At 31.4% G+C, this 20,901-nt stretch carries 17 protein-coding genes; 8 read left to right on the top strand and 9 right to left on the bottom strand.

What is annotated here, in order from left to right; all coding sequences use genetic code 11:
- Nucleotides 1-42: 42 nt before the first annotated feature.
- The 4 genes from FP421_RS13030 (at nucleotide 43) to trxB (ending at nucleotide 4,969) form a co-directional block, all read left to right on the top strand.
- Nucleotides 43-2,340: a TonB-dependent receptor family protein gene (locus FP421_RS13030; RefSeq protein ID WP_236548113.1), complete on the top strand. Its 2,298-nt coding sequence runs from the start codon at nucleotides 43-45 to the stop codon at nucleotides 2,338-2,340.
- A gap of 21 nt (nucleotides 2,341-2,361) precedes the next feature.
- Nucleotides 2,362-3,471, top strand: a complete 1,110-nt coding sequence (locus FP421_RS13025) for a PQQ-dependent sugar dehydrogenase (RefSeq protein ID WP_159951336.1) — start codon at nucleotides 2,362-2,364, stop codon at nucleotides 3,469-3,471.
- A gap of 1 nt (nucleotide 3,472) precedes the next feature.
- Nucleotides 3,473-3,895 (top strand): c-type cytochrome, encoded by a 423-nt coding sequence (locus FP421_RS13020; protein WP_159951334.1) that lies wholly within the window; start codon nucleotides 3,473-3,475, stop codon nucleotides 3,893-3,895.
- A gap of 126 nt (nucleotides 3,896-4,021) precedes the next feature.
- The gene (gene trxB, locus FP421_RS13015) at nucleotides 4,022-4,969 is read left to right on the top strand and encodes a thioredoxin-disulfide reductase (protein ID WP_159951332.1); all 948 of its coding nucleotides are present in this window, start codon (nucleotides 4,022-4,024) and stop codon (nucleotides 4,967-4,969) included.
- 55 nt (nucleotides 4,970-5,024) lie between these two features.
- On the opposite strand, the gene FP421_RS13010 is transcribed toward trxB, so the two are convergent.
- The 7 genes from FP421_RS13010 to FP421_RS12980 form a co-directional block, all read right to left on the bottom strand.
- Nucleotides 5,025-5,984 (bottom strand): M20/M25/M40 family metallo-hydrolase, encoded by a 960-nt coding sequence (locus FP421_RS13010; protein WP_159951330.1) that lies wholly within the window; start codon nucleotides 5,982-5,984, stop codon nucleotides 5,025-5,027.
- Between the two features lie 31 nt (nucleotides 5,985-6,015).
- Complete coding sequence (locus tag FP421_RS13005; RefSeq protein WP_159951328.1) at nucleotides 6,016-6,933, bottom strand: septum formation inhibitor Maf; 918 nt, start codon at nucleotides 6,931-6,933, stop codon at nucleotides 6,016-6,018.
- Nucleotides 6,934-7,170: 237 nt separating this feature from the next.
- Complete coding sequence (locus tag FP421_RS13000) at nucleotides 7,171-8,982, bottom strand: acyl-CoA dehydrogenase family protein (RefSeq protein WP_159951326.1); 1,812 nt, start codon at nucleotides 8,980-8,982, stop codon at nucleotides 7,171-7,173.
- A 25-nt stretch (nucleotides 8,983-9,007) separates the two neighbouring features.
- On the bottom strand, nucleotides 9,008-10,201 hold the full coding sequence (locus tag FP421_RS12995) for an acetyl-CoA C-acyltransferase (RefSeq protein WP_159951324.1): 1,194 nt from the start codon (nucleotides 10,199-10,201) through the stop codon (nucleotides 9,008-9,010).
- Nucleotides 10,202-10,228: 27 nt separating this feature from the next.
- Nucleotides 10,229-10,585, bottom strand: a complete 357-nt coding sequence (locus FP421_RS12990; protein ID WP_159951322.1) for a four helix bundle protein — start codon at nucleotides 10,583-10,585, stop codon at nucleotides 10,229-10,231.
- Between the two features lie 111 nt (nucleotides 10,586-10,696).
- Nucleotides 10,697-13,102 (bottom strand): 3-hydroxyacyl-CoA dehydrogenase/enoyl-CoA hydratase family protein, encoded by a 2,406-nt coding sequence (locus FP421_RS12985; RefSeq protein WP_159951320.1) that lies wholly within the window; start codon nucleotides 13,100-13,102, stop codon nucleotides 10,697-10,699.
- Between the two features lie 14 nt (nucleotides 13,103-13,116).
- On the bottom strand, nucleotides 13,117-13,575 hold the full coding sequence (locus tag FP421_RS12980) for a MarR family winged helix-turn-helix transcriptional regulator (RefSeq protein WP_159951318.1): 459 nt from the start codon (nucleotides 13,573-13,575) through the stop codon (nucleotides 13,117-13,119).
- Nucleotides 13,576-13,753: 178 nt separating this feature from the next.
- Between FP421_RS12980 and FP421_RS12975 the strand changes: the two genes are divergently transcribed.
- From FP421_RS12975 to FP421_RS12960, 4 genes are read left to right on the top strand one after another with little or no spacing between them, the layout of a single operon-like run.
- Entirely contained in the window at nucleotides 13,754-14,683 is a 930-nt protein-coding gene (locus FP421_RS12975; RefSeq protein WP_159951316.1) for an ABC transporter ATP-binding protein, read from the top strand.
- 3 nt (nucleotides 14,684-14,686) lie between these two features.
- The gene (locus FP421_RS12970) at nucleotides 14,687-16,012 is read left to right on the top strand and encodes an ABC transporter permease (RefSeq protein WP_159951314.1); all 1,326 of its coding nucleotides are present in this window, start codon (nucleotides 14,687-14,689) and stop codon (nucleotides 16,010-16,012) included.
- Nucleotides 16,013-16,017: 5 nt separating this feature from the next.
- Nucleotides 16,018-16,839 (top strand): mechanosensitive ion channel family protein, encoded by an 822-nt coding sequence (locus FP421_RS12965; RefSeq protein ID WP_159951312.1) that lies wholly within the window; start codon nucleotides 16,018-16,020, stop codon nucleotides 16,837-16,839.
- A 10-nt stretch (nucleotides 16,840-16,849) separates the two neighbouring features.
- Nucleotides 16,850-18,013 (top strand): sigma-54-dependent transcriptional regulator, encoded by a 1,164-nt coding sequence (locus tag FP421_RS12960; RefSeq protein WP_159951310.1) that lies wholly within the window; start codon nucleotides 16,850-16,852, stop codon nucleotides 18,011-18,013.
- Here FP421_RS12960 and FP421_RS12955 read toward each other — a convergent pair.
- Nucleotides 17,991-18,488, bottom strand: a complete 498-nt coding sequence (locus FP421_RS12955; RefSeq protein WP_159951308.1) for an ankyrin repeat domain-containing protein — start codon at nucleotides 18,486-18,488, stop codon at nucleotides 17,991-17,993. The genes FP421_RS12960 and FP421_RS12955 overlap by 23 nt on opposite strands.
- 53 nt (nucleotides 18,489-18,541) lie before the next feature.
- Nucleotides 18,542-20,773 (bottom strand): catalase/peroxidase HPI, encoded by a 2,232-nt coding sequence (gene katG / locus FP421_RS12950; protein WP_159951306.1) that lies wholly within the window; start codon nucleotides 20,771-20,773, stop codon nucleotides 18,542-18,544.
- Between the last annotated feature and the right edge of the window lie 128 nt (nucleotides 20,774-20,901).

The raw sequence follows: 20,901 nt of genomic DNA, 5'->3' as shown, positions 1-20,901 counted from the left end.
CAAAATTACTAATTTAGCCGCTTATATTTTAAAATTTATTTTTTGAAACTATCACTAAAAAAAATAGCATTTTGTGCTTTTTTTATTCAAGTTTTTACAGGGTTTAGCCAATCAGTTATTAGGGGGAAGGTTTTAAACGAAAATGGAGTTCCATTAGAGGGTACAGAAATTATCAATTTTAGAAACCAAACCGTTACAAAATCTAGTAATAATGGGATTTTTAAAGTTGAAAAAGAAGGAGTATACTTATTTCAAAAGAAAGGTTATCACCCAAAAACAATCCGACTAAAAAATAATCAATTTTATGTTGTTCAATTAGTTGTAAATTCCTTCGAGTTAGATGAGGTTATTATTACTGCAAACCATATTCCGAAGCAACTAAAAAAAGCAACAGCTACTATTGCTATTATTTCGGCTAAAGATATTAGTCGCTCAAACAACACAGATTTCTCAGCAATTTTAAATAGAACTACAGGGGTTTTTATGCAAAATGGAGCATTAAATACCAACAGAATTTCAATTAGAGGAATTGGATCAAGAAATCTATTTGGCACTTCAAAAATAAGGGCATATTTTAAAGATATTCCATTAACCAATGGAAGTGGACAGACTACAATCGAAGATTTTGAATTGGCTTCAATTGCTAATTTTGAAATTATTAAAGGTGCAGCATCAAGTATTTATGGTGCTGGTTTAGGAGGTGTTATTCACTTAAATCCCTATAGTGCTAACTTTAATGAGTTTAGTCTAAAACCAGAATTTTCTGTAGGTTCTTTTGGGGTACATAAAAGTATTTTAACTGCTAATTATGGAACCGAAAAGCATAGTTTTAAAGCAGTTTATAGTGATACCCAAAGTGATGGGTTTCGTGAAAATAACAAGTATAATAGAAAAACATTTACTATAAATTCTAATCATTTCTTAGGAGAAAAAGATGAACTCACTTTTTTAGCTAGTTATTTAGATTTAAAAGCATTTATCCCTAGTTCAATTAATGAAGATAATTTTATAAATAATCCACAATCTGCGGTATTTACATGGAAAATTGCAAGAGGATTTGAAGATTCAGAAAGAGGCGTTTTTGGAATGTCTTGGAATCATACTTTTCATAAAAACTTGAGGCAAGTAACAAGCGTTTTTACTTCTTTTAAAGAAAATTATGAGCCTAGACCATTTAATATTTTAGAAGAAAAAACACTTACTTTTGGAGTAAGAACTCGTTTATTAGGAAACTATCGATTATTTGATAACAGCTTAAAATGGACTATTGGTGTGGAAATTTTTGATGAAAATTATGCTTCTAAAACATATGAAAACTTGTATCGAGATTTTCCACAAGGTACAGGAAGTGTTCAAGGCAATATTTTATCAGACTTTAAAGAAAAAAGAAATTATTACAATGTTTTTGCAGAAATCAATTACAACTTTTCAGAAAAAACTACACTTTCGGTTGGTTTAAATGCAAACGAAACATGGTATAAACTTGATGATCTTTTTAAAGTTTCTGCAAGCAATCCAGATCAATCAGGAGATTTCTCGTTCAACACAGTATTCTCACCAAAAATAGGAATATCTCATCTGCAGTCAAAAAATATAAGTTTTTTTTCAAGTGTAAGTCATGGGTTTTCGCCAATATCTTTGGAAGAAACACTTTTACCTGATGGTCAAATAAATACCAATCTGCAACCAGAAACTGGTTGGAATTTTGAAATGGGTACAAGAGGTAATTTTTTTAATAATCGTTTGTTATTTAATCTGTCTATTTATCGATTAAATATTAAAAATTTATTAGTTTCTAGAAGAACTGCTCAAGATGAATTTATAGGAATAAATGCAGGTAAAACACAACACGATGGTTTGGAATCAGAAATCAATTTTACATGGGTTAGAAACGAAAAATTGAGCATACAAACATTTACAAATTTTACAATCAACAATTTTAAGTTTAAAGAATTTATAGATGGAGATAATGATTTTTCAGGGAATGATTTAACAGGAGTTCCATCATCAGTTTTTAATACAGGAATTGATTTTAAACTGGCTAATGGTTTCTATGGTAATATCAATTATCAATATGTGGGAAGTATGCCAATAACAGATGCGAATACCTTATATTCTGATGATTATAGTCTTACAAATTTAAAAATTGGTTATGTATTTAAATTTTTAAAAGAAATAGAAATAAACGCTTTTTTTGGAGTAAATAATCTTTTTGATGAAAAATATGCTTCTCAAATTTTAATTAACGCTTCAAGTTTTGGAGGAAATGCTCCACGATATTTTTACCCAGGTAATCCTGTAAATTATTTTATAGGAATCAATCTTAATTATGTATTTTAGTTGAACATTAAAAATAAAAAAATGAAACATATCTATTTTTTACTGTCCTTTCTTTTTATAGCTTTTTTTTCGTGCGCTCAAGAGTCATTGACTGCTAAAAGTGAGGGTTTTAAGTACACCACAGAAGTTGTTGTGCCCGAATTAAATATTCCTTGGGGATTTACATTTTTACCAGACAATTCTATTTTAATTACAGAAAAATCGGGAGAATTGATTCATTTTAAGAATGGTAAAAAAACTAAAATTACGGGTATGCCAGAAGTTACTGTAAGGGGGCAAGGAGGATTAATGGATATTGAGTTGCATCCAAATTTTAAAAAGAATAATTTTATTTATTTCACTTATGCATCTTCTCAGGGTAAAGAAAGAGGAGCAAATACAACATTAATGAGGGCAGTTTTTAAAGACGGAAAATTATCTGAACAAAAAGTATTGTATAAAGCGTATCCAAATAGCAGAAGAGGGCAACATTTTGGCTCTAGAATTGCTTTTGATACAGATAATAGAATTTATTTTTCTATTGGAGATAGAGGTAATAGAGATGAAAATCCGCAAGATATTACCAGAGATTGTGGTAAAATTTATCGTTTAAATGATGATGGAACTGTGCCAGAAGATAATCCGTTTGTAAACGAAAAAAATGCTAAAACAGCCATTTTTAGTTTCGGACATAGAAATCCACAAGGAATGGAAATCAATCCGTTTACCAAAGAAATTTGGTCTCATGAACATGGTCCTAAAGGTGGTGATGAAATAAATATCATCAAAAAAGGAAAAAATTACGGTTGGCCAGTTATAAGTTATGGGGTAAATTATTCAGGTACCAAGTTTACGGATATCACTAAAAAAGTAGGTATGGAACAACCATTGCATTATTGGGATCCATCAATAGCGCCAAGTGGAATGGCTTTTGTAAACTCAGATAAATACCCAAAATGGAAAGGTAATTTATTGGTTGGCTCTTTAAAATTTAAATATGTTGCAAACTGTTATTTAGAAAACGGAAAAGTTGTAAAAGAAGAAAAAATTTTAGAAAATTTAGGAAGAGTGCGTTCTATAGAACAAGGTAATGATGGCTATTTATATGTTGGAATAGAAGGTGTAGGAATTGTAAAAATAATACCAAATTAATATGAAAAAAACGATTAGAATTTTAGTGTTGTGTTTTTTTGTTTTATCATTTAAAACTAAAAACAAAGAGTATACTTTAATACAAGACAATAAACTTAAAGAAAGTATAAAAAGAGGCAAAGCAGTGTATAAAGATATGTGTGCAACTTGCCATTTACCAAATGGTAAAGGTGTTGCTAAAGTGTATCCGCCTTTGGCGAAATCTGACTACTTAATGGAAAAAAGAGAGGCAAGTATTAGAGCTATAAAGTATGGTTTAAGTGGTAAAATAGTTGTAAACGGATTTACATACAGAGGTATGATGACCAATTTAGGTTTGTATGCAGATGAAGTTGCAGATGTTATGAATTATATTACCAATTCTTGGGGAAATACAAATAATAAAATGATTACAGAAAAAGAAGTAGAATCCGTTTCTAAGTAAATATTTTCATTAATATAAACAATCTATAAATTTTTGTTATTAACTAATTATAATTATTCATGTAAAAATATGTGATAAATAAATCTAAAAATATAGTTTTGTTATCTAAATTTTTCAAATCAAATTATGTCAGAAAATATCGAAAAAATTAAATGTTTAATTATTGGTTCTGGTCCTGCAGGTTATACTGCAGCAATTTATGCAGCTAGAGCAGATATGAAACCTGTAATGTACACAGGTATGCAAATGGGTGGACAATTAACCACAACTACAGAGGTAGATAATTTTCCTGGTTATAAAGATGGTACTGATGGACCTGCAATGATGGAAGACTTAAAACATCAAGCAGAGCGTTTTGGTACTGAAGTTCGTTTTGGAATGGTTACCAAAGTAGATTTGAGTGATAAAGTTGGTGGAGTTCATAAAATAATTGTAGATGAATCTAAACACATAGAAGCAAAAACTATAATTATATCTACAGGAGCTACTGCAAAATACTTAGGTATAGAAAGTGAACAACGTTTAATTGGTGGTGGTGTTTCTGCATGTGCAACTTGCGATGGTTTTTTCTATAAAGGACAAGATGTTGTGGTTGTTGGAGCAGGAGATACTGCTGCAGAAGAAGCAACCTATTTAGCAAATATTTGTAGCAAAGTAACGATGTTGGTTCGTAAAGATTATATGAGAGCCTCTAAAGCTATGCAACACAGAGTTAATAAAACAGAAAATATAGAAGTGTTGTATAACACAGAAATTGATGAGGTTTTAGGTGATAATGTGGTTACAGGTGTAAGAGCTATCAATAATCAAACAAAGGAAACTGCAGAAATACCTGTAACAGGTGTGTTTATTGCAATTGGTCATAAACCAAATTCTGACTTGTTTAAAGGAGTTTTAGATATGGATGAAACAGGATATTTAATCACCAAAGGCAAATCTACAAAAACAAATTTACCAGGAGTTTTTGCTGCTGGAGATATCCAAGATAAAGAATACAGACAAGCAGTAACTGCTGCAGGTACAGGTTGTATGGCTGCTTTAGATGCAGAACGTTACTTAGGAGCTTTAGAATAAGCAGCACAACTGTTGTAGTTTAATAAAAAAGAGATTCCAGAAACGGAATCTCTTTTTATTTTAAAGAACTATCTAAATTCTCAATAGCTTCAATAATCAATTTTACTGACTCAGCATAAAACTCTTGATTAATATTCTCAAAAGTATCAGTGGGTTTGTGATAATCTTTGTGATCTTCAACTCCAAAATAGATGAATGGTATTTTTTCTTTATGAAAAATTCTATGATCAGAAGAAAATGTCCAGTCATCTTTAGTTTTGTCATTAGGATTATCATGACCAAATAACAAACGAATGGTAGATGTGTTTTTTTGCAAAGGTGCTTTTAACAGAGGATAATGATACGTTCCACAAGCATACAATTCGTTACTATCATTGTGAGCAATCATATCCATATTTACATTTAAAACAATGTCTTTTTTATTAGGATAATTTTTCAGCCAATAATCAGCACCCAAAGAACCAATTTCTTCTGCATCTACAGCAGCAAAAACTAAGGTGTGTTTGGGTTTGTGTTTTTTAAAATATTTAGCAATAGTAAACAATGCTGCTGTTCCTGAAGCATCATCATCTGCACCATTGTAAATTTTTCCATTTCTAATGCCTAGATGATCTAAATGACCAGAAACTACAATTGTTTTGTTTGATTTCCCAGCTATTTTTCCAATCACATTTCCCCCATAAACAATAGTATCTGGGACATTAGAAAAATCTTCATTTGTATTTTCTATTGGAAACATTCGTTGTCTTCGTTTACCAGAAAAAGTATAGGGAAACTTCTGAATAAAATCATCATTTTGTACTTTTTCTAAACCTATTTTATCAAATTGGTTTGAAATAAATGTTTGTGCTTTATAATTTCCTTTTTTCGAAAAACCACGACCTTCTAACGAGTCATGAGAAAGAATTTTGATGTTATTTAACAATGCTTTTTTATCAATCTGAATTGTTTTTTTTGACTGACAGCCAAAGACAAGTATTGATATACTAAGTAGGTAAAATAGGTTTTGTTTCATAGTAGCGATATTTATTGCCAAATTAGAAAAATTAATCCAAACCTAATTCTTTTCGTTCTTCAACATCTGCAGCACCATTTTTAGCCCAATAAGCAGATTGTATGGTTTTTATTTTTGCTGCTTTAGTAATTAATTTTTTTCCACGACTATTGATGCTTTCTTCCCAACTCTCAATAGTATAAGGGAAATATTTGGTTAGTTTGATGGTAAGTTTTCTTTTTAAAGTAGGATAATAGACTGAAAAGTATTGAAATTTTCCTTTTTCTACGAGATTAACTTCAGCATCATAAGCTTTAATTTTTTGATGATGTAATGCTAAAAACTCCATTGATGGAATTACTTTGTATCTTCCTTTTTTAATATTCTTAGGATCAATTCGAAGTTGATTCCAAAAATGATTTTCTAACGGATGTTTTTTAAGTGTTAACTTTCTATCGGAATTACTTTCAAAATACGAATGAAAATCAATTTGATAATTGGTTTTATTATTCAATTGCACAAAAGTATTTCCACACCATTCTTGTGCAGAAAAAGAAATTTTAATGGCATTTTCTTTTGTGTTAATAGGTGAGAAGGTACTTGTCATTAATGAATAAGGATAGATACCAGTGGTGAATTTTTTTGTACTATTCAGTTTTAAAATAGGAATATTTTTGTCATTTTGAGTATCCGCTTTCACTTGCTTCTTTGGTAAGAAATCCTCTGTAACATAAATATTAACAGCAGTACCTTCATGAATCTCTCCATATCTAACTTGTGATAGTTTGTACGAAGTTATTTCTGCTTTTCCTGCATACCAATAGTCGTTAAACTTTGGATGCTTTTCAGTAGGATTAGATTTTATTGTTTTAGAAGTTATTGATGATTCTTTTTTTACTTCAGGATTTGAGCAAAATAAGAACAAAAAACTAAATACTAATGGAGTATATGAAAATAACATTCGTTTCATTTTTAATAGTTTAGAAAGCACTAATTTACAATAAAACAAAATCAATGTGAATTCAAATACATGCAATTAACATCAATTTAATACAAAAAAAGACCATCAATAAAGATGGTCTTTTAAACAAACAACTAACCATAACCTAAAACTTGAAGCTTTAAATTAATTTTTATGTACTCTGGTTGTCAGTTGAGTTTGAAGAATTTTAGAATACAACAAACTCAATTTGACATCAAGAGTTTTTTAAAAGCAGTATTTATTTTCTGCTTTTACTTTTTCTGCTATTTCATTACGTAAGTCAACTATGTCAGGATAATTTGCATATTTTGTAAAACGCTTTAATCCCATTAACATCATACGTTGTTCATCTCCTTCAGCAAAAGAAATAATACTTTCTTTACCTTTTTCTTCAATGGTATCAACAGCATGATATAAATATAATTTAGACATTGCAATTTGTACAGATTGAGATTCTTCTCCAAAACGTTTTGCATTTTTCTCTGTTCTCAAAATTGCAGATTCAGCCATATAAATTTCAATTAATATATCTGAAGCTGCTAGTAATAATTGTTGATGATTTTCAATTTCTTGGCCATATTTTTGAAGTGCAGCACCAGCAACCATTAAAAATGTCTTTTTTAATTTAGCAATCATTACTTTTTCTTCAGAAAACAATTCTGAAAAATCAGGAGTTTCAAAAGAAGGAATCCCCATTAAACTTTCTGCAACTTCTGTTGCAGGGCCTAATAAATCAACATGACCTTTCATTGCTTTTTTTATTAACATTCCAATAGAAAGCATTCTGTTAATCTCATTTGTTCCTTCATAAATACGTGCTATTCTTGCATCTCTCCAAGCAGATTCCATGGGTGTTTCTTCAGAGAATCCCATACCTCCAAAAATTTGAATTCCTTCATCTGCACAATTTTGTACATCTTCAGAAACGGCTACTTTTAAAATAGAACATTCTATAGCATATTCTTCTACACCTTTTAATTCTGCTTCTTGATGAGAGTTACCTGCAGCAATTCTTAAAGCAATTCTATCTTCAATATTTTTAGAAGCTCTATAGGTTGCAGATTCACCAACATAAGTGCTGGTTGCCATTTCTGCTAACTTTACTTTTATGGCACCAAAATCTGAAATTGGAGTTTTAAATTGTTTACGTTCATTTGCGTAATTTACTGCATGAGAAACAATTCTTCGTTGCGAATCTAAACAAGCTGCTGCTAATTTAATACGACCAACATTTAGTGCATTCATAGCTATTTTAAAACCTTCTCCACGACCTGCTAACATGTTTTCTGCAGGAACAACAGTATCGTTAAAAAACACTTGTCTTGTAGATGATGCTCTAATACCTAATTTATGTTCTTCTTCTCCTAAAGTAATTCCGTTTGCATTTTCTTTGTCATATTCTACAATAAAACCTGTAATGTTTTTATCATTTTCAATACGAGCAAAAACTATCATTAAACGACAAAAACCTGCGTTTGAAATCCACATTTTTTGTCCGTTAATTTTATAAGATTTTCCATCTTCAGACAATTCTGCGGTAGTTTTTCCAGAATTTGCATCAGAACCAGCACCAGGTTCTGTTAAACAATAAGCTCCAAACCACTCACCAGTGGCTAATTTGGGCACATATTTTTGTTTTTGCTCTTCAGTTCCATAAAGTGTAATTGGCATTGTACCAATACCTGTATGTGCACCAAAAGCAGTACTAAAAGAACCTGTTCCGCTTGAAATGTAATCACAAGTTAAAACTGTAGAAACAAACCCCATTCCTAAACCATCGTATGCTTCAGGTACAGCAACACCTAAGAAACCTAACTCACCAGCTTTACGCATTACTTCTTCAGTAAGTGCATAATCTTTTGCTTCAAATCTGTCTTTATGAGGAATAATTTCTCTGTCATTAAATTCCATCACAGCTTCCTTCATCATCTGTTGTTCTTCAGAAAAATCTTCTGGAGTAAAAATGTCTTCACAGTTTGTTTCTTTAACTAAAAACTGTCCACCTCTTAAAATATCTTTTTGCTCTGTTGCTTCCATTTTTATAGTGTTTAATGTTGTTTTTTTAATTTAAAAATTCGAATATTCCTGCAGCACCTTGACCTGTTCCAACACACATCGTTACCATTCCGTATTTATTTTTCATACTACGTTTGCGCATTTCATCAAATAATTGCACAGATAGTTTTGCACCTGTACAACCTAAAGGATGTCCTAATGCAATTGCACCACCGTTTACATTTACAATGTCTTGATTCAAGTCTAATTCGCGCATAACAGCTAAAGATTGTGATGCAAAAGCTTCATTCAATTCTATTAATTCAATATCTTTTTGTTGCAAACCAGCTTGTTTTAAAGCTTTCGGAATTGCAGCTACAGGACCAATACCCATAATTCTAGGTTCTACACCAGCAGCAGCATAATTTACAACTCTAGCAATAGGCTCTATATTTAATTCTTTTACCATTTCTTCGCTCATCACCATTACAAAAGCAGCACCATCACTCATTTGTGATGAATTACCTGCAGTAACACTTCCATTAGCAGCAAAAACAGGTCTTAATTTATTTAAAACAGCCGTAGATGTCCCTGCTCTTGGGCCTTCATCTTTAGTAACTGTATATTTTTTAGTTGCTTTTTTGCCATTTTCATCTAAGTAAGTTTGTTCTACTTCAATAGGAACAATTTGATCTTGAAAACGATTTTCTGCCTGTGCTTTTAAAGCTTTCATGTGAGAATTATACGCAAATTCATCTTGGTCTTCTCTAGAAACTTTAAATTGATTAGCAACTGCTTCTGCAGTATTTCCCATTCCCCAATAATAATCTGCATGTCCATCTTTAATAGTGTCGTAGTTTAATTCTGGTTTAAAACCTGTCATAGGTACAGAGCTCATACTTTCTGAACCACCTGCAATGATACAACTTGCCATTCCTGCATTAATTTTAGCAGCAGCCATGGCAATCGTTTCTAATCCAGAAGAACAAAAACGGTTTACAGTTACTCCAGGAACATCCACAGAATTTAACCCTATTAAAGAAATAAAACGCGCCATGTTTAATCCTTGTGAACCTTCTGGCATTGCGTTACCAACAATTACATCATCTATACGTTTTACGTCTAAATTTGGTAATTCTTTCATCATATGTTGAATGGTTTCTGCACCCAACTCATCTGCACGCTTAAAACGGAAAACACCTTTTGGAGCCTTACCAACTGCAGTTCTGTATGCTTTTACTATGTAAGCTTGTTTGCTCATAATGTATTAAGATTTTAGTATTAAGAATTAAGACTTAGTAAGTGATTTTTGAAGAGAAAAATTCATTCTCGTAACTTCAAGTACTTCATTTATAATAGGTCTTACATTTTCTTCATTAATTAAATTTAATCTTTTTGATAAATATAATTGTGTTAATAATTCATAAGAAGAACCATTTGCAATTCCTAAAAACTGTCTAAATTCTCCATTTGTATTTCTACCTGCTCCTTCTGAAATATTTGAAGGAATTGACACAGCACTTCTTCTAAGTTGTGACGTTAAACCGTATTTTTCTTCCTTTGGAAAATTTTCGGTAGCGATGTAACATTTTTCAGTTATATCCATTGCTTTTTGCCATATTTTTAAATCTTCGAATCTGTGCATTCTATTTAGGTATTAAGATTGTTAGTATTAAGTATTAAGATTTTTAGAATTAACTATTTATTTTTTATAAGAATCTTAATACTTAATTCTGTCTACTCTATACTCTTTTATTTAGTTTCTCAACGGTTTACCAGTTTTTAACATATGCTGAATACGTTCTAAGGTTTTACGCTCTGTACATAATGATAAAAATGCTTCTCTTTCTAAATCCAATAAATATTGTTCAGTTACCATGGTTGGTTCAGATAAATCGCCACCAGCCATTACATAAGCAAGCTTATTGGCTATTTTTTGATCGTGCTCAGAAATGTATTTAGAATGTTCCATAGAATCTGTACCCACTAAGAACATACCTAAGGCTTGTTTACCTAATACTTTTACATCTTTACGTTTTACAGGTTGTGTATACCCACTTTCTGCCATTAATTTTGCATGTGCTTTTGCGGTTGCAATTTGTCTGTCTTTATTAACAACAATTACATCTTTTCCTTTTTGCAATAATCCCAAATCGAAAGCTTCGTAACCAGAAGTAGATACTTTTGCCATACCAATAGTTAAAAAGTTTTCTTGTAATATATTTAGCTCAACATCACCTTTATTAAAAGAATCTGATGCTCTTAATGCCATTTCTTTAGAACCACCACCACCAGGAATTACACCAACGCCAAATTCTACTAAGCCCATATAGGTTTCTGCTGCTGCAACCACTTTATCTGCGTGTAAAGAAATTTCGCAACCACCACCTAAAGCCATTCCATGAGGAGCAGAAATTGTTGGTATTGATGAATAACGCATACGCATCATTGTGTCTTGGAAATATTTAATGGCATAATTCAACTCATCATATTCTTGCTCTACAGCCATCATAAAAATCATACCAATATTGGCACCAACAGAAAAGTTTGCTGCTTGGTTACCAACCACCAATCCTTGAAAATCTTTTTCTGCCAAATCAATACCTTTGTTGATTCCTGCTAAAACATCACCACCAATAGTATTCATTTTAGATTGAAATTCTACATTTAAAATTCCATCTCCAATATCTTCTATAACAACACCAGAGTTTTTGAAAACCTCATTCGATTTTCTAATATTATCTAAAATGATAAAACCATCTTGACCTGGTTTTTTAGTTTGAGATTTAGAAGGGATATCATAATAATAAGTAGCACCTTCTTTTACAGAATAAAAAGATTTAGAACCAGTAGCTAACATTTCTGTTACCCAAGTTGCAGGTTCTTTTCCTTCAGCTTTCATTAATTCGATTCCTTTTTCTACACCAACAGCATCCCAAATTTCAAATGGACCATTTTCCCATCCAAAACCAGCTTTCATGGCATCATCAATTTTATATAATTCGTCAGAAATTTCTGGAATTCTATTTTGCACATAGGCAAACATTGCTGCAAAATTCTTTCTGTAGAATTCGCCTGCTTTGTCTTTACCACCTACTAAAATTTTAAAACGATCAATAGGTTTGTCTATAGTTTTTGTTAGTTCTAAAGTTGCAAATTTTGCACGTTTTTTAGAACGATATTCTAATGTGTCTAAATCTAAAGTTAGAATTTCACTTTTACCAGCATCATTTTTAACTTTTTTGTAAAAACCTTGCCCTGTTTTGCTACCTAACCATTTGTTTTCCATCATTGTGTTGATGAAATCTGGCAGTTTAAACAATTCATGCGCTTCATCATCTGGACAGTTTTCATAAATACCATTAGCAACATGTGCCAACGTATCTAAACCAACCACATCCACAGTTCTAAAAGTTGCCGATTTTGGTCTACCAATTACAGGTCCAGTTAATTTATCAACTTCTTCTACAGTTAAACCTAATTCTTTTACTTGATGAAATAGCGATTGAATTCCGAAAATTCCAATTCTATTTCCAATAAACGCAGGTGTGTCTTTAGCTAAAACCGATGTTTTTCCTAAAAACTTTTCACCATACATCATTAAGAAATCTGTAACCTCTTGTTTACAATCTGGTCCAGGAACTACCTCAAAAAGTTTTAAATATCTTGGAGGGTTAAAAAAGTGTGTTACAGCAAAATGCTTTTGGAAATCTTCGCTTCTTCCTTCATTCATAAATTTAATTGGAATACCAGAAGTGTTAGAAGAAATAATGGTACCAGGAGTTCTGTGTTTTTCTAGTTTTTCAAAAACTGTTTTTTTGATGTCTAGTCTTTCCACCACAACCTCCATAATCCAATCTACATCTGCAACTTTTGCAATATCATCTTCTAAATTACCAGTAGTAATTCTACTTGCAAATTTTTGATTGTAAATTGGCGAAGGTTTGGATTTAAGGGAAGCTGTAAGCGCATCATTTACCAAACGATTACGTACAACTTTGTCTTCTAATGTGAGTCCTTTGGCTTTCTCTTTGTCGTTTAATTCTCTTGGAACAATATCCAATAAAAGAACTTCAACACCAATATTTGCGAAATGACATGCAATTCCGCTTCCCATAATTCCAGAGCCAACTATTGCTACTTTTTTAATTCTTCTTGCCATTAGTTTAGTTTGTTTTATACTGCTTTATTACTGATTTCATCGTAGATTTCTCTATCAGCAATAAGTTTATTAATTGTAGATGTTACTTTAAAAAAACCTTCTAGATCTTTTTCAGAAACGTGTTCTCTTACAGTTTCATTAAATTGGATAACGTGTCCACGAGAAATTCTGCGCATTTCTCTACCATAATCAGTTAATTTGATAATGACACTTCTACCATCTTCAGGATTTTTTTCTCTGCAAATTGCTCCTTTAGCTTCCATAGATTTTAAAATTCTTGAAAGACTCGTGGGTTCCATACCCATTAAAGGACCAAGAGCTGTAGATGGAGTTCCATTTTTCTTATCAATATTCAATAAAACAAAAGCAGTTGCCATAGTGCTATTATGATGAGCGGCTTGCTCATTATACATTTTAGCTACAGCTTGCCATGTTGCTCTTAATTGATGGTCTATCGTTTCATTTTTTTCCATTGCCTCAAATATATAAAAATTTATTATGCACGCATAATAAATGTAGAAAAAGTTATGCATGCATAGTAAAATTAACATAAAATTAAGTTGTAACGTTTTTTGTTTTTTGGCACTAATAGTATTAAAATATGTAAGTTTGTAATTACAGATAGCTTTCATAAAAAATCAACAACACTCAATGAATAATTTATTAGAAATTAACAATGTTGTAAAAAAATATGGAGATTTTACAGCATTAAATGATGTTTCACTACACATACCAAAAGGAAGTGTTTTTGGATTGTTAGGTCCAAATGGAGCAGGAAAAACATCCTTGATAAGAATCATCAATCAAATTACTATGCCAGATAGCGGTACTGTTTTTTTAGACGGTGAACTTTTGGCTCCTCATCATGTTGAACAAATTGGTTACCTACCAGAAGAACGTGGTTTGTATAAATCCATGAAGGTAGGTGAACAAGCTTTATACTTAGCACAATTAAAGGGGTTGAGTAAATCTGAAGCGAAGAAAAGGTTAAAATATTGGTTCGAAAAATTTGATATTTCTGCTTGGTGGGGGAAAAAAATTGAAGAGCTTTCTAAAGGAATGGCGCAAAAAGTGCAGTTTATTGTTACGGTTTTGCATCAACCAAAATTACTGATTTTTGATGAACCCTTTTCTGGTTTTGATCCTATAAATGCACAACTTATTGCAAAAGAAATTTTACAGTTAAGAGATGAAGGTGCAACAATTATTTTTTCTACTCACAGAATGGAATCTGTAGAAGAGATGTGTGATGAAATTGCGCTGATTAACAAATCGAATAAAATTTTAGATGGTAAATTAGATGATATCAAACGTGAGTTTAGAACTAATACTTTTCAAGTAGGGGTATCTGATTCAAATTCATCTGAAATAGAAACTTTATTAAAAGAGAATTTTAAAGTAACAAAACCTAGTTTTAAACTATTAAATGATGCTTTTACAGCCAATGTAACCTTAACAAAAGGCAATACTGCTAATGATTTATTATCGTTATTAACAAGTAGAGGAGAAGTGAATCATTTTGTTGAAGTGATACCAACTGCAAACGATATTTTTATTCAGGCTGTAAACAAAAATAATTAAGAAATGGGTAAGTTAAAACTAATAATACAAAGAGAGTTTATTGCAAAAGTTCGTAATAAATCATTTATCGTGATGACTTTTTTAAGTCCGATAATTATGGTAGGAATGGGAGCTTTGGTCTATTTTCTGATGAAGAAAAACGATGAAAAGGTTAAGAAAATTGTTTATGTAGACAATTCTGGAATGTTTTCTAAAGAAGACTTTAAAGATTCAAAAACCATTCATTATACAGATTATACAGCATTAGGAATTGAAGAAACAAAGAAAAAAGTTGAGGCAGGAAATTATTATGGAGCCTTATTAATACCCAAACAAGATAGCTTAGAAATTCTAGCAAAATCTATTGAGTTCTATTCTAAGGATACTCCTGGAATGTCTTTTATGAATACAATAGAAAATAAAATTGAGCAAAAAATTAGAAACGAAAAGTTGACCAACTTCGGAATTGATTTAGGAAAAATTAAAGCTTCAAAAATTAATACAGACATTAAAATGTATAATTTTTCTGGTGAAGAATCATCCAAACTAATTAATGGTTTAAAGATTGGAGTAGGAGCAATAGCAGGTTATTTTTTGATGATGTTTGTTATGATTTATGGAACCTCTGTAATGCGAAGTGTTATCGAAGAAAAAACCAGTAGAATTATAGAAGTCATTGTATCCTCTGTAAAACCTTTTCAGTTAATGCTAGGAAAAATTATTGGAAACGCTTCTGCAGGATTATTACAATTTTTTATTTGGGGGGTGTTACTTTTTGTAATTATTACAATTGCTTCATCAATCTTTGGTATTGATATGATGGAAATGCAAAGCTCTAGAGTTCCAGCAGAACAAATGGACGCAATCAAACAAACAGCAAGTGGTGATAAAGGACAACTGATTATACAAGAAATTTTAAGATTACCAATTTTAAAACTATTTGTTCTCTTTATATTTTATTTTTTAGGAGGATATATGTTATATAGCTCTATGTTTGCAGCAGTTGGAGCTGCTGTAGATAATGAGACAGATACGCAACAATTTATGCTTCCAATTATGTTACCATTAATTTTAGGAGTTTATGTAGGGTTTGCAACCGTAATTAACGATCCTCATGGGCCAATTTCTGTGGCATTTTCTTATATACCATTTACATCTCCTATAGTAATGTTAATGCGTGTTCCTTTTGGTGTTTCGTGGTATGAACTAGCCATATCTATGACGCTTTTATTAATTACTTTTGTGTTTATGGTTTGGCTAGCTGCAAAAATTTATAGAGTTGGTATTTTAATGTATGGTAAAAAACCAAGCTACAAAGATTTGTACAAATGGTTAAAATATAAAGGATAAATGAAATGGATAAATTAAAAGAGTTTTTAAATTTTTCTTTTGAAATTACTGATACAATACACATAGATGTAAAAACAGTAATCTTTATCATCTTTGTTATACTAATTACTAGTTTTTTGTTAAAACTGATTCAAAAATTGGTGTACAGGAAATTAAATGAAGAAGATAAAGGAAAATTTAAAGCTATTTTTACTTTTCTCCAATATTTCGTTTATGTCACCGTATTAATCATTGCCTTAGAATCTTCAGGAATTGACGTTAGTGTACTTTTAGCAGGTTCAGCAGCATTGCTTGTAGGTATTGGTCTAGGTTTACAAACACTCTTTCAAGATATTATTTCAGGAATTTTCATTTTGTTAGATAAAACACTCACTGTAAATGATATTGTTGAGGTTGATGGAAAAGTTGGCAAGATTATTGAAATAAAACTAAGAACAACAAGAGCATTAACAATTGATGATAAAGTTTTAATTATACCTAATCATAAATTTTTAACACAAAGTTTATTCAATTGGACACAGAATGGAGTACAAACTACAGAAGGAGTAGAAGTTGGTGTTGCTTATGGTTCTGATGTAGAACTAGTGAAAAACATTTTAGTAAACGTAGCAAAATCACATTCAAAAATTTTAAAAAATCCTGAACCAAGAGTTTTGTTTATGGATTTTGGAGATAGTGCTTTACAATTTAAGTTGTTGTTTAATATCAATAACAGTTATGCGCATTTGCAAATTAAAAGTGATTTGCGTTTTGAAATTGATAAAAAATTTAGAGAAAATAATATTACAATTCCGTTTCCACAGAGAGATGTTCACCTTATAAAATAAGAAAAAGAGTATGTCAAAAATCTTAATTATTGAAGACGAAGCAGCCATTAGAAGAGTTTTAACCAAAATCATTTCAGAAGAAAATGATGCTTACAAAGTTGAAGAAGCTGAGGATGGTTTATTGGGTATAGAAAAAATAAAAAATAATGATTACGATTTGGTTTTATGCGATATTAAAATGCCAAAAATGGATGGTGTTGAGGTGTTAGAAAAAGCTAAAAAAATAAAACCAGAAATACCCATTGTAATGATTTCTGGTCATGGAGATTTAGATACAGCTGTAAATACGATGCGTTTAGGAGCTTTTGATTACATTTCTAAACCACCAGATTTAAATAGATTGTTAAACACCGTTAGAAATGCATTAGAGAAAAAAGTATTGGTAGTAGAAAACAAGCGTTTAAAGAAAAAAGTGAGTAAAAACTATGAAATGATTGGTGAGAGTAATGCCATTACACACATTAAAGAAATCATAGAAAAAGTAGCTGCTACAGATGCTAGAGTTTTGATAACGGGTCCAAATGGAACAGGTAAAGAGTTAGTAGCTCATTGGTTGCATGAAAAATCAGAACGAGTAAAAGCTCCAATGATAGAGGTAAATTGTGCTGCAATTCCGTCAGAATTAATTGAAAGCGAACTTTTTGGGCATGTAAAAGGTTCTTTTACAGGTGCAAACAAAGACAGAGCTGGGAAATTTGAAGCAGCAAATGGTGGAACTATTTTTTTAGATGAAATAGGAGATATGAGTCTGTCTGCACAAGCAAAAGTATTGCGTGCTTTACAAGAAAACAGAATATCAAGAGTAGGTTCTGATAAAGACATCAAAGTAAATGTTAGAGTAGTTGCAGCCACCAACAAAAATTTAAAAGAAGAAATAGCTAAAGGTAGATTTCGTGAAGATTTGTATCATAGATTAGCAGTAATTTTAATAAAAGTTCCTGCATTAAATGATAGGAGAGAAGACATCCCTTTATTGATAGATTTCTTTGCCAAAAAAATATCAGAAGAACAAGGTACACCTAAAAAAGAGTTTTCATCTGAAGCAATAGAATTGCTTCAAAAATATGATTGGACAGGAAATATCCGTGAATTAAGAAACGTTATAGAGCGCTTAATTATTTTGGGAGAAAAAGAAGTTTCCGCTAACGATATTAAGTTGTTTGCAAGTAAGTAGATTTATTTTTTAATAAGGCAATTATTTCATTAAACCTATTTTCTTTAGCATAATCTAAAGCAGATTTATTTGCTTTATCTGTAAGTGAGATATCTGCATTGTTTTTAATTAAAAATTCTACCATTTTTGGTTTGTTATAAAGTGTTGCGAAAATAATAGCTGAATAACCAATATTGTTTTGTGTGTTAATATTTGCATCATTTTTTAATAAAAGTGCTGCAATATCAACATTACCTTTAAAAGCAACACCCAATAGCGCAGTATTTCCTTTTACATCTCTGTGATTTACATTTGCGTTATGTTTTATTAAAGTTTCTGCAATTTCTATTTTATCGAAATAGGTGGCATATACAAGTGGTGTAAATCCTCTTTGATCTTTAGCATTTGCTAAATTTGGGAATTTTCTTAATAAGGTTTCTATTAACGTGATGTTTACAGATTGTATTGCGTTAAAAAATGTACTCAAAATATTCATAGTAGAAGTTTTAAAAAAAGGATAGGTCTTAAGCCTATCCTTTTTGTTTTTATTTATTTTAAATCAAATCGATCTAAATTCATCACTTTGGTCCAAGCTTTTATAAAATCTTTAATAAAACGATCTTGACCATCATTGGCTCCATATACTTCTGCAATTGCTCTTAATTCTGTGTTAGAACCAAAAATTAAATCAGCTCTTGTACCTTTAAACACAACTTCACCAGTATTTCTATTGCTACCTTCAAAATATCTATCATCTTCAGATGTTGCCTTCCATGTATATGTAAAATCTAAGATGTTCTTAAAGAAATCATTAGTAAGGCTACCAACATTATCAGTAAAAAGACCAAAGTTAGAACCATCATAATTAGCACCAAGTACACGCATTCCTCCAACTAAAACTGTTAATTCAGGTACAGATAAAGTTAATAAGTTGGCTTTATCAACTAATAAATCTTCAGCAGCGATGTTTAAATCTTTATTAATATAGTTTCTAAATCCGTCTGCTAAAGGTTCTAAATATCCAAATTGCTCAATATCGGTTTGTTCTTGTGTTGCATCTCCTCTCCCAGGATAAAAGTCTAAGGTTTCTGAATATCCAGCATTTTTTAACCCTTTTTCAACTCCTACATTTCCTGCAAGTACAATTAAATCAGCTAAAGATACTTCACCTTTAAAATCATTTTTAATTCCTTCTAAAACTGTAAGGACTTTATTTAATTCTTTAGGATTATTAACTTCCCAACTGCGCTGAGGTTCTAAAGCAATACGAGCTCCGTTTGCACCTCCTCTTTTGTCTGATCCTCTAAATGTAGATGCAGATGCCCAAGCTGTAGTTACTAATTGTGATACAGATAATCCAGAAGCTGATATTAATTCTTTTAAAGAAGTAATATTGTTCTCAGTTAATGTATAATTTACTTCAGGGATAGGGTCTTGCCATAACAAAGTTTCCTTAGGGATCTCAGGCCCTAAATAACGCGAAGTGGGTCCTAAATCACGATGTGTTAATTTATACCACGCTCTGGCAAAGGCATCTTCAAAAGCTTTATGATCTTTATGAAAACGTTTAGAAATTTCTAAATATTTTGGGTCTACCTTTAAAGCAATATCAGCGGTAGTCATCATTAAATCTTGTTGTTCATTGGCATTACCCGCTTTTGGAGCTCTTTTTGCATTTGATGCAGCTGTCGGTTTCCATTGGTGAGCTCCAGCAGGACTTTTTGTTAATTCCCATTCATAATTTAATAAGACATCAAAGTAACCTGCATCCCAACGTGTTGGGTTAGGTGTCCATGCTCCTTCAATTCCACTTGTAATAGTATCATCTAAAACACCAGTACCAAAGCTGTTTTTCCAACCTGTACTCATTTCTTCAATTGCTGCTCCATGTGGCTCTTTGCCTACATATTTATTTGGATCAGCAGCTCCATGTGCTTTTCCAAAAGTATGACCTCCTGCAACTAAAGCCACTGTTTCTTCATCATTCATAGCCATTCTTCCAAAAGTTTCTCTAACATTTTGAGCAGATCCCATAGGGTCTGGATTTCCATTTGGTCCTTCTGGGTTTACATAAATCCAACCCATCATTACAGCAGCCAAAGGGTCTTCTAAGTCGCCATTTTCATATCTGTCATCATTTGCGCCCCACTCAGTTTCACTCCCCCAGTAAATATCTTGTTCTGGTTCCCAAACATCTTCTCTACCACCAGCAAAACCTAAAGTTGGAAACCCCATAGACTCTAAAGCACAGTTTCCTGCTAAAATCATTAAATCTGCCCAAGAAATTTTGTTTCCATATTTCTGTTTTATTGGCCACAACAAAAGACGAGCTTTGTCTAAATTACCATTATCTGGCCAGCTATTGATAGGGGCAAAACGTTGATTTCCAGTTCCTGCACCACCACGTCCATCTCCAACTCTATAAGTACCAGCACTATGCCAAGCCATTCTAATCATTAATCCTCCATAATGACCATAATCTGCAGGCCACCAATCTTGAGAATCTGTCATAAATGCTTTCAGTTCTTTCTTCAGCGCATCATAATCTAAACTATTAAATGCTTCAGCGTAATCAAAATCATCTCCCATAGGATTTGATTTTATTGCATTTTGTCTTAAAATATTAAGTTTTAATTCATTTGGCCACCAATCTCTATTTTTTACACCTTCACCAGATGTTTGTTTTGTTGTTCCGCTTAAAAAAGGGCATTTAGCAGCGCTTTCAGATAAACCTAAATTTTCTGTATTATGTTGATTATTAGAATGTGGATTGTTCTTCATTGGGTTTATATTTTTATTTTACGGCAAAGTTACATGATTTAATCGTATAATTAAAATCTATAATATTTATTTTAAAATAGATAATTATTATTTTACGTATTCTTTTAAAATTACGAAAAAAAATCATA

It is taken from the genome of Polaribacter septentrionalilitoris, assembly GCF_009832745.1.
In the GTDB taxonomy this organism is placed as follows: Bacteria; Bacteroidota; Bacteroidia; order Flavobacteriales; family Flavobacteriaceae; genus Polaribacter; species Polaribacter septentrionalilitoris.
This window is presented reverse-complemented; position numbering and strand designations above follow the sequence as displayed.